Origin of the sequence: Acidovorax sp. HMWF018 (assembly GCF_003061035.1) — a bacterium.
Taxonomy (GTDB): domain Bacteria; phylum Pseudomonadota; class Gammaproteobacteria; order Burkholderiales; family Burkholderiaceae_C; genus Acidovorax; species Acidovorax delafieldii.
In genome coordinates this window covers 1-9,906 of the sequence record NZ_QAIM01000319.1, presented here as the reverse complement: position 1 = coordinate 9,906, position 9,906 = coordinate 1, and the positions used below count along the sequence as shown (strand labels likewise).

The following is a 9,906-nucleotide window of genomic DNA, read 5'->3' as shown; positions in this document are numbered from 1 at the left end:
GGGCGTGGCGGAGGATGCGGGTGTCGGCGGGCTCATGCGGGTACGGCGTTGTACACGGCGGCGGGCCGTTCGCCCGCCAGCGCCTGCAGCAGGTTGGTGGTGGCCAGCGCGGCCATGGCATGGCGCGTGTCGTGCGTGGCCGAGCCGATGTGCGGCAGCGGCGTCACGCGCGGGTGGCTGCGCAGGGGCGACGCCAGCGGCAGCGGCTCGGTGGCAAATACATCGAGCCCCGCTGCGCGCAGCGGGCCATGGTCCAGCGCGTGCAGCAGGTCTTGCTCCACCACGGTGGCACCCCGGCCGCCGTTGATGAAGATGGCGCCGGGCTTCATGGCCGCAAACAGTTCGGCGTTGACCATGCCCCGCGTGCTGTCCGACAAGGGCAGCATGGCCACCACAAAGTCTGATTGCGCCAGCAGCGCGGGCAGCGGCGTGTGGATGGCCTTGCCCTGCAATTCAGGGGCCTGGGTGGCGAGGTCCACCGGGCGGCGGGCGTGGTACATCACCGGCATGCCAAACCCCAGTGCGGCGCGGCGCGCCACCGCCTGGCCAATGCGGCCAAATCCGAGCAGGCCCAGCGTCTTGCCATGCACATCGCTGCCAAACAGGTCTTCTCCAATGTTCTTGGTCCACCGGCCCTCGCGCACCAACTGCGACAGCTCCACCAGCCTGCGGCTGGTGGCCATGAGGAGGGCAAACACCGAGTCTGCCACCGTTTCGTCAAGCACTCCGGGGGTGTGGCACAGCATGATGCCGCGCGCCTGCAGCACGTCCAGCGCGTAGTTGTCTACGCCCACCGAAATACTGGACACCACCTGCAGCTGGGGCGCACGCGCCAACACGGCGGCATCGATGGGAAAGCTGGAGCCGATGAGCCCGTGCGCCTGTGCCAGCGCGGCATCGAATCGCGCACGTTCATCGGGTTTGCGCGGGTCGGCCACGGTCACGTCGTGCACGGCGGTCAGCCGCGCGAGCTGGTCGGGCGGCAGTTCGCGAAACACCAGCACCTGTTTGCGCGCGGGGCTTGTGCTGCCGTCTGTTGAAGGTAGCGTCAGGCTCACAGCCCCGCCTCCTGCAGCTGGGCGCGGGTGGGCAGCCCTTCTGTGTCGCCAAGCACCTGCACGGCGCGCGCACCAATCCAGGCGCCACGGCGCACAGCGGCGGGCACGGACAGGCCTTCCAGCAGCGCGCTGATCACGCCCACGGCAAAGCCGTCGCCCGCGCCCACGGTGTCCACCACCTGGGCCACGGGCACGCCGGGCACGCGGCCGGTGCCGGCCACATCGCTGTCGTAGTAAGCGCCCTCGGGGCCAAGCTTGACGACCACCAGCTTGGCGCCCCGCTCACGGTAAAAGCGCGCCACACCCTCAGGGCTGGTTTCGCCGGTCAAAAACACGCCCTCTTCCATGCCTGGCAGCACCCAGTCGGCATAGGTGGCCAGGGTGTTGATCCAGTGGCGCATGGTCTCGGGCGACGACCACAGCGTGGGGCGCAGGTTGGGGTCGAACGAGATGGTGCGGCCTGCGGCGCGCATCACCTCCAGCGTGCGGATGGCGGCCTGTAGGCTGGTGTCGGAGATGGCGGCAAACACGCCCGTGGTGTGCAGGTGGCGCGCGGACCGCAGCCAGGGTTCGTCCACATCGGCGGGCCCCATCTGGCTGGCGGCAGAGCCCTTGCGGTGGTACTCCACCTGCGGGTCGCGGCCATCGGTCACTCGCTCTTTGAACTGAAAGCCCGTGCGCTGTGTGGCATCGCACACCACGTGCGAGCAATCGATGCCCTCGCCCTGCATGGCGGCCAGCAGCGCGCGACCCATGGAGTCTGTGCCCAGGCGGCTGGCCCAGCCTACCTTCAGGCCCAGGCGCGCGAGGCCGATGGCCACATTGGTCTCAGCCCCGGCCGTGCGCTTGTGGAAGCCGGTGGCGTTCTCCAGCGGGCCGGGCTCGTTGGCCACCAGCAGCAGCATGGCCTCGCCAAACAGTGCCACGTCGAAGACTGAATCACTCATGCAGCCTCCCGTGCAGCGCGGATAAAGGCCACCTGTTCGCGCGTGACCGCCACCAGGTCGTCACCCACCAGCGGGTATTCAATGGCATGCGGCACATCGGCTGGCAAGGCACGCAACACGGCGCGCCAGGGCGCCACCGAATCGGCCAGCGGCACCGCCACCCACTTGGCGGGCAGGCGCTGCACGCCCTTGCAGTGCACATAGCGCACATAGGGTGCCAGTGCCTGCGCGGCCTGCAGCGGGCATTCGCCCTGCCAGTGCCAGTTGCCCATGTCAAAGGTCATGCCCAGGCCGAGCCCCGCCTGCGCCTGGGCTGCAAAAAACGCCTGCATGGCGGCCAGCGTGCCGGCGGTGGCGGTCTGGTCGTTCTCGATCACCAGCTCCACCTGCGGGGCGGCCTGCAGCAGGGCCTGGAGGCGTTGCAGCGACGTATGCGATGTCGGCAGGGGTGCGCCAAAGCCGCCAATCGACATCTTCAGGCGCGGAGCACGCAGCACCTGGGCGGCCTGCACGCCACGTGCCAGGGCTGCTTCATCCAGCTCGCCCTGCGCGGTCCAGAGGCCTTCGGGGCTGGAGTACACCGCCGCCCGGCCCGCCAGCGCGGGCAGCTCGGTGGCCGCATCGCGCAGCAGCTCGCCACGCACCTCCACGCCGTCCGCGCCCGCTTGCTGGGCCAGGTCGGTGCACCACAGCTGGCCGTGGCGACCGGTTTCGGCCGCGCCGAAGGAGGACAGGGAAATCAATACCTTCATGTGTTTCTTTCAGGCCGCGCCCCCACGGGGCGAAGGCCATCAACCGCACGACCTGTCAGGTCTCGATGTGCGTGGGTCTGTGCGTGGGTTTCAATGTGCGTGGTGTGAACTCAGGATCTGGCCCAGGAACTGCCGCGTCTTGTCGTGCTGCGGCTGGCCGAAGAACTGCTGCGGTGGCGCCTGCTCCAGGATCTTGCCGTCGGCCATGAAGATCACCCGGTCGGCCACGCTGCGGGCAAAACCCATCTCGTGCGTCACGCACAGCATGGTCATGCCGTCTTCGGCCAGGCTGATCATGGTGTCCAACACTTCCTTGACCATCTCGGGGTCGAGCGCCGAAGTGGGCTCGTCAAACAGCATCACCTTGGGCGCCATGCACAGCGCCCGCGCAATGGCCACGCGCTGCTGCTGCCCACCCGACAACTGGCTGGGGTGCTTATGCGCCTGCTCGGGGATGCGCACGCGGGTCAGGTACTTCATGGCCACTTCTTCGGCCTGCGCCTTGCTCATGCCGCGCGAACGCATAGGAGCCAGCGTGCAGTTTTCCAGAATGGTCAGGTGCGGGAACAGGTTGAACTGCTGGAACACCATGCCCACTTCGGCGCGCACGGCATCCACGTTCTTGCCGCCAGCGGTCAGGTCGATGCCATCGACCTCGATGCGGCCCTTTTGCACCGTCTCCAGCCGGTTGATGCAGCGAATCAGCGTGGACTTGCCCGAGCCCGATGGCCCGCAGATCACGATGCGCTCGCCGGGCCGCACCGACAGGTTGATGTCGGTGAGCACCTGGAAGCTGTCGTACCACTTGTTGACTCCCTCCATCGTGATGATGGGGGGTGCACCGGCGGTGGTCATCGTCGTAGTGACTGCGTCCGTCATTGTCAAAGGCTCCTGGGATGTCTCACTCTGTTCGACTGAGAGCGGATAAGAAAACTCAGCGAAGCGGTTCTGGCTAGGCGCTGCGTCGCAGGCAGTACGGGTAGTACGACAAGACGCAGCAACGACGCCAGAAGAGTTTTATTAACCGCTCTTACTGCAGCTTGGGCAGGTCGGCGCCCAGCCACTTTTGGTACAGCTTGTTCAGCTCGCCATTGGCAGTGTTGCGTGCCACAAAGTCGTTCACGGCCTTGGTCAGCTCGTCCTGGCCGGGGCGCAGGGCGATGCCCATGGCCTGCTGCAGCAGGTTGAACTTGTTCTCGAAGGTGTTGGCGGGCACGCGCTTGGCGATCTGCGCCGCCACCGTGACCGAGCAGCCAATCGCATCGACCTGGCCCGAGATCAGCGCCTGCATGGCCGACGCATCGTCGTCAAAGCGGCGGATCTCGGTACCCTCAGGCGCAGCCTTGGTCACGGCCACGTCTTGCGTGCTGGCGCGGGCCACGCCCACGCGCACGGTCTTGAGGTCGGCAGCGCTCTTGATGTTGGCGCCCGTCTTGCCGTACAACACGATGGTCGCGGCCGCATAAGGCTGCGAGAACTGCACCTGCTTGGCACGCTCGGGCGTGATGGCCAGCGAAGCCACCAGCACATCGACCTTGTTGGTCAGCAAAAACGGAATGCGGTTGGGGCCGGTGACGGGCACGATGTTGGCCTTCACGCCCAGGTCCTTGGCCAGCAGCTTGGCCACGTCGGCGTCGTAGCCGTCGGGCTGGTTTTGTGCATTCGTGGTGCCGTAGGGCGGAAAGTCCACCAGCATGCCGATAGTGATCTCACCCTTCTTCTTGATGTCCGCCACGGACTGGGCCGAGACCAGCGGCGCAAAGGCTGTGAGCGCGGCACCCAGGCCCAAGGCGGCCAAAGCGGCGGTAGCGGTGCGGCGTTGCAAAGAAAAAGTCATCGCATGTCTCCTGGTGGTTGGTGTGAACGAGAACAGAAAGAAAAAAGAAGGTTGCGGCGCGTGGCTCAGCGCGCCAGAGCGCGGGCGCGCTTGCGCTCCATGCGTGCGGCCAGCAGCGACAGCGGCCAGCAGATCACGAAGTACAGCGCGGCCACGGTGGTGAACACATGCAGCGGCTGAAACGTGGCGTTGTTGATGATCTGCCCCGCCCGCGTGATCTCGGTGAAGCCGATGATGGCCGCCAGCGATGTGCCCTTGATGATCTGCACCACGTAGCCCACCGTGGGCGGCAGCGCGATCTTGAAAGCCTGGGGCAGCACCACAAACCGCATGCGGGCCACGTATTTGAGGTTCAGGGCCTGCGCAGCCTCCCACTGGCCACGTGGCACCGCCTCGATGCAGCCGCGCCAGATCTCGGCCAGAAACGCCGCGCTGTTCAGCACCAGCGCCACGCCCGCCGCCACCCAGGGGTTGATGTCAAACCCCAGCATGGGCGCACCAAAGAAGATGAGGAACAGTTGCAGCAGCAGCGGCGTGCCCTGGAACACCTGGATGAACAAGCGCGATGCATTGCGTGCCGCAGCGTTCTCTGAGGTGCGCGACAGCGCCACCACCAGCCCCAGCAGCGCACCGCCGACGAAGGCAATGGCCGACAGCGCCAGCGTCCACTGCGCGGCCTGCACGATGAAAAGAAACTCGGAGAGTCCGAAAGTACGCATGGCAGGTATTCCTCAGCGACGGTCTGGGTAATTCAGCATGCGCTGATAGATCAGCTTGAACAGCGCCGAGAAACTCAGCGCCAGCGCCAGGTAGATGGCCGTCACCACGATGTAGATCTCAAAGCTGCGGAAGGTCTGCGACTGCAGGTTGGCCGCCACCGAGGTCAGGTCGTCCGCCGAGATCACCGACACCACGGCCGAGCTGAGCATCAGCAAGATGAACTGGCTGGTGAGCGCCGGGTAGATGGCCTTGAGCGCAGGCTTGAGGATGACAAACCGAAAGATCTCCCACGGCTTGAGGTTGAGGGCCTTGCCCGCCTCGATCTGCCCCTTGGGGATGGACTCGATGCCCGCCCGCACGATCTCGGCCGCATAGGCCCCCAGGTTGACCACCATGGCTGTCAGCGCCGCCGTGTAGGGCGACCAGCGCAGGCCGATGGAGGGCAGCGCAAAGAAGAAGAAAAACAGCTGCACCAGAAACGGCGTGTTGCGGATGACCTCGATGTACGCATTGATCAAAAACCGCAGCCAGCCCGGCCCGCCGGTCTTGCCCCAGGCGCAAAAGATGGCCACCACAAGCCCCAGCAAAGTGGCGGTGAGCGACAGCTGCACGGTGATCCAGGTGCCCTTGAGCAACAAGGGCCACGCGGCAAACACGGCATCGAACTGGAACTGGTAATTCACGGTGGACAGTCGTTATTCCAAAGTGGCGCCAGTTTATGAAACCGGTTTCATAACCACATCAGGGAATACCCGATGCACCCTAAAAAGGGGCTGAAAACACCTGAAGACGCCATGCCCGGCGCTGATCTCGCAGGCGGGTGTGTGCCGGGCGGCAAATAGGCTCCCAGCCCGCACTGGCTCGGCGCGTGGGTGAAAATGCCGCATGCCTTCCTTCCACCCCGAACCCCCTTTCACCCACGGCCAGGCCGACCGCACCGCTGTGCTGCTGTGCAACCTGGGCACGCCCGACGAACCCACGGCCCCGGCCGTGCGCCGCTATCTGGCGCAGTTTCTGGGTGACCACCGCGTGGTGGAGATCCCCAAGCTGCTGTGGATGCCCATCCTGCACGGCATCATCCTGCGCACCCGCCCGGCCAAGTCGGCCGCCAAATACGCCAGCATCTGGACGCCTGAGGGCTCGCCCCTGGCGCACTGGACGGCCAAGCAGGCCACGCTGCTGCGCGGCTGGTTGGGTGAGGCAGGCCACGCGGTGCTGGTGCGCCACGCCATGCGCTACGGCAACCCGTCCATCGCCAGCCAGCTCGATGCCCTCAAGGCCGAAGGCGCCACGCGCATCCTCATCCTGCCGCTGTACCCGCAATACTCCGCCACCACCACCGCCAGCGTGTTCGACGCTGTCTACACCTGGGCCGCTGCCACCCGCAACGTGCCCGAGCTGCGGTTTGTGAACCACTACCACGACGCCCCCGGCTACATCGACGCCCTGGCCCGCACCATCGAAACGCACTGGAAGCACCACGGCCAGCCCGACCAGCTGGTGATGAGCTTTCATGGCGTGCCCGAGCGCACCCTGCACTTGGGCGACCCCTACCACTGCGAGGCCCGCAAAACCGGCCGCCTGCTGGCCGAGCGCCTGGGTCTGCGCGAGGAGCGCTACCGCATCACCTTCCAGTCGCGCTTTGGCAAGGCCAAGTGGCTGGAGCCCTACACCCAGCCCACCATCGAGGCGCTGGGCAAGGCGGGCACGCGGCGGGTGGACGTGGTGTGCCCCGGCTTCACCAGCGACTGCCTGGAGACGCTGGAAGAAATCAACATGGAAGTGCGCGAGGCCTTCTTGCACGCGGGCGGCAAGGAGTTTCACTACATCCCCTGCCTGAACGACAACCACCACTGGATCACTGCGCTGAGCCGCGTGGCCCAACAGCACCTGGCGGGCTGGCCCACAGAGGCCCCCACCGCCGCCGCACTGGCCGATGCGCGCAGCCACGCGCTGGCCGGTGGTGCACCTGCCGGGGTATGCCCGGTGGCGCACTGATACGCATGCCCATGCCATTGCGCATGCCAAAGCGAATGGCACCGGGCGGCCTGCGCGCCCATGGTCATTCACTACATTATTGATAGCACTCAGGGCATATTGCACTAGCGCATCCGCCCGTTTTGGCTCATATTTTGGTCGCCAGATGCTGCACGGCTGCCTGCCACGCCCTCCGCACCGCCCCCTATTACACCCACATCAATGCCTGCTTTTGCCCTTGCCCCCCACCAGTTGCGTCTGACCATTGACCCCGCCACGCTGGGCTTTGCCAGCACCGCCGAGCTGCAAGACCTGCCCCTGCCCTGGATCGGGCAGGAGCGTGCCCAGGCCGCCGCGCAATTTGGCCTGGCGATGCAGCAGCCGGACTACCACCTGTTTGTGCTGGGCGAAGTGGGCAGCGGGCGGGCGTCACTGCTGCGCCAGGCCATGCAGGCCGAGGCCGCAAAACGCGCGGTGCCGCCCGACCTGTGCTACCTGCACCACTTTGACCAAGCCGACCGCCCCCGCGCACTGCGCCTGCCTGCGGGCGAAGGCCGCCTGCTGCGCCAGGGCCTGGCCGACATGGCACGCAGCCTGCAGGCCGACATCCCCAAACGCCTGACCAGCCCCGACTTCAAGGCCGAGGCTGAGCGCATCGAGAAGACCTGGCAAACGCAAGAGAGCGAAGCCTTTGCAGCGCTGGACGCATTTGCCGAGGCGCGCCAGTTCCGCCTGAGCCGCGAGGCCGGGCACATGGTGTTCACCCTCACCGGCCCCAAGGGCCAGCCGCTGACCGAAGGCGAGGCGCGCGCCCTGCCCCGCGAGCGCCGCACCGAGATCGACGCCGCCGAGCAGGAGCTGCGCGCCGAGATCGCCAAGTTTCTCGAAACCACCCGCCCGCTGGAGCGCGCGCGCGACGACGCCCTGGCCGCACTGCGCCGCCAGGCCATCAAGCCGCTGGTGGAGCACGCGCTGCACGGCATCCGCCAGGGGCTGCGCAAGCAGATCAAGGACGCCGTCAAGCTCACGCAGTGGCTGGACCAGGTAGAGCGCGCCGTGCTGGACCACATCGACCTGTTCGAGCCCGGCGACGCTGACCAAGGCCAGGACGCCGAGGACGACCGCAAGGACGCACTGGACGACCTGCTGGCCCGCTGCCAGGTGAACGTGGTGGTGGACAACCACGGCCGCACCAGCGCCCCGGTGGTGGTGGAAGACAACCCTACGGCCCGCACCCTGTTCGGCAGCATCGAACACGGCGCAGACGCCGACACCGTGCAGGCCGACCACGCCAGCATCCACGCGGGCAGCCTGCTCAAGGCGCATGGCGGCTTCATCCTGCTGCACCTGCACGACCTGGCCGCCGAAGAAGGCCTGTGGCCGCGCCTGCGCCGCTTTCTGCGCTGTGGGCGCCTGCAGATCGAGGACGGCAGCGGTGGCGGCGGCCCCGCCCATGCGCCCGGCGGCGCCGTGGCGCTGCAGCCCGAGCCGGTGGACGTGGATGTGAAGATCGTGCTGATCGGATCGGTGGAGGAGTACTACGCGCTGCAAGAGGCGGACCCCGACGCCGCGCGCCGCTTTCGCGTCAAGGTGGACTTTTCAGACCGGTTCATCGCCACCCCCGGCACCCACCAGTCCTCAGCCATCCTGGTCGCGCATTGCTGCAAAAAGCGCGGCCTGCCCCACTTTGCCGCCGGCGCCGTGGCCCTGCTGCTGGAGCAATCGCACCGCGAAGCCGACGACCAAGGCCGCCAAAGCGCCCGCTTTGCCCACACCGAAGCACTCGCCATCGAAAGCGCCGCGCTGTGTCAGGCCCGCGCAGGCACCCTGGTGCAAGCCGCCGACGTGCAAGCCGCACTGGCCGCCCGCACCCTGCGCCACAACCAGCCCGAAGAAGAGCTGCACGAGTCCATCACCGAAGGGGAGCGCCTGATCACGCTGCAGGGGTCCATCACCGGCCAGATCAACGCCATGACGCAGATCGACCTGGGCGATTACCGCTTCGGCTTTCCGGTGCGCATCACCGCGCGCACCTTTGCCGGGCAAGAGGGCCTGCTCAACATCGAGCGCGAGGTCGATATGTCCGGCCCCATCCACGACAAGGGCGTGCTCATCCTGCACAGCTACCTCACCGCCCTGTTCAGCCACGTCGCGCCGCTGGCGCTCAACGCGTCCATCGTGTTCGAGCAGGAATACAGCGGCGTGGAAGGCGACTCAGCCTCGTGCGCCGAGCTGTACGCGCTGCTGTCCAGCCTGTCAGGCCTGCCCCTGCGCCAGGGCATCGCCGTGACGGGCGCATTGAACCAGCACGGCGAGGTGCTGCCCGTGGGCGGCATCAACGAAAAGATCGAAGGCTGGTTCCGCGCCTGCCAGACTGCGGGGCTGGACGGCACACACGGCGTGCTGATCCCCGCCCGCAACCAGCGCCACCTGATGCTGGACCGCAGCGTGCTGGACGCGGTGGAACGCGGGCTGTTCCATGTCTACACCATGGGACATGTGAGCGAGGGAATTGCGCTGCTGACGGGGGAGGCATCGGGCATGAGCCCGGCCGAACTGCTGCAGGCCCAGGCCGACGAGCTGGCCCACCGTGCTGCGGCCGTAGAAGACACGGT

Annotated in this window: 9 protein-coding genes; 2 read left to right on the top strand and 7 right to left on the bottom strand. The window is 66.9% G+C overall.

What is annotated here, in order from left to right; translation table 11 throughout:
- Nucleotides 1-32: 32 nt before the first annotated feature.
- From DBR23_RS12185 to DBR23_RS12155, 7 genes are all read right to left on the bottom strand, one after another.
- Nucleotides 33-1,058 carry a D-glycerate dehydrogenase gene (locus tag DBR23_RS12185; protein ID WP_108498424.1) on the bottom strand — a complete coding sequence of 342 codons (1,026 nt, stop codon included), beginning with the start codon at nt 1,056-1,058 and terminating at the stop codon, nt 33-35.
- The gene (locus DBR23_RS12180) at nt 1,055-2,005 is read right to left on the bottom strand and encodes a sugar kinase (protein ID WP_108498423.1); all 951 of its coding nucleotides are present in this window, start codon (nt 2,003-2,005) and stop codon (nt 1,055-1,057) included. Before DBR23_RS12180 ends, DBR23_RS12185 begins: the two co-directional genes overlap by 4 nt.
- A complete protein-coding gene (locus DBR23_RS12175) occupies nt 2,002-2,757 on the bottom strand; it encodes a sugar phosphate isomerase/epimerase (protein ID WP_108498422.1) in 756 nt (251 codons plus the stop codon). The genes DBR23_RS12180 and DBR23_RS12175 overlap by 4 nt, the downstream gene beginning before the upstream one ends.
- 90 nt (nt 2,758-2,847) lie before the next feature.
- Entirely contained in the window at nt 2,848-3,636 is a 789-nt protein-coding gene (locus DBR23_RS12170) for an amino acid ABC transporter ATP-binding protein (protein WP_369882105.1), read from the bottom strand.
- A gap of 151 nt (nt 3,637-3,787) precedes the next feature.
- Entirely contained in the window at nt 3,788-4,594 is an 807-nt protein-coding gene (locus DBR23_RS12165) for a transporter substrate-binding domain-containing protein (RefSeq protein ID WP_108498420.1), read from the bottom strand.
- A 65-nt stretch (nt 4,595-4,659) separates the two neighbouring features.
- Nucleotides 4,660-5,313 carry an amino acid ABC transporter permease gene (locus DBR23_RS12160; protein WP_108498419.1) on the bottom strand — a complete coding sequence of 218 codons (654 nt, stop codon included), beginning with the start codon at nt 5,311-5,313 and terminating at the stop codon, nt 4,660-4,662.
- 12 nt (nt 5,314-5,325) lie between these two features.
- Nucleotides 5,326-5,997, bottom strand: a complete 672-nt coding sequence (locus DBR23_RS12155) for an amino acid ABC transporter permease (protein WP_056064535.1) — start codon at nt 5,995-5,997, stop codon at nt 5,326-5,328.
- Nucleotides 5,998-6,199: 202 nt separating this feature from the next.
- Between DBR23_RS12155 and hemH the strand changes: the two genes are divergently transcribed.
- Together hemH and DBR23_RS12145 are read left to right on the top strand one after the other, a co-directional pair.
- Nucleotides 6,200-7,312, top strand: a complete 1,113-nt coding sequence (hemH, locus tag DBR23_RS12150) for a ferrochelatase (protein ID WP_108498418.1) — start codon at nt 6,200-6,202, stop codon at nt 7,310-7,312.
- A 201-nt stretch (nt 7,313-7,513) separates the two neighbouring features.
- Nucleotides 7,514-9,906, top strand: a 2,393-nt coding sequence (locus DBR23_RS12145; RefSeq protein WP_108498417.1) for a Lon protease family protein, incomplete at its 3' end; no start/stop codon positions are given.

Excerpts from the sequence above, each read along its gene's own strand:
- DBR23_RS12180 (WP_108498423.1), bottom strand. The coding sequence starts at position 2,005 with ATGAGTGATTCAGTCTTCGACGTGGCACTGTTTGGCGAGGCCATGCTG.
- DBR23_RS12175 (WP_108498422.1), bottom strand. The coding sequence starts at position 2,757 with ATGAAGGTATTGATTTCCCTGTCCTCCTTCGGCGCGGCCGAAACCGGT.
- DBR23_RS12170 (WP_369882105.1), bottom strand. The coding sequence starts at position 3,636 with ATGACGGACGCAGTCACTACGACGATGACCACCGCCGGTGCACCCCCC.
- DBR23_RS12165 (WP_108498420.1), bottom strand. The coding sequence starts at position 4,594 with ATGACTTTTTCTTTGCAACGCCGCACCGCTACCGCCGCTTTGGCCGCC.
- DBR23_RS12160 (WP_108498419.1), bottom strand. The coding sequence starts at position 5,313 with ATGCGTACTTTCGGACTCTCCGAGTTTCTTTTCATCGTGCAGGCCGCG.
- hemH (WP_108498418.1), top strand. The coding sequence starts at position 6,200 with ATGCCTTCCTTCCACCCCGAACCCCCTTTCACCCACGGCCAGGCCGAC.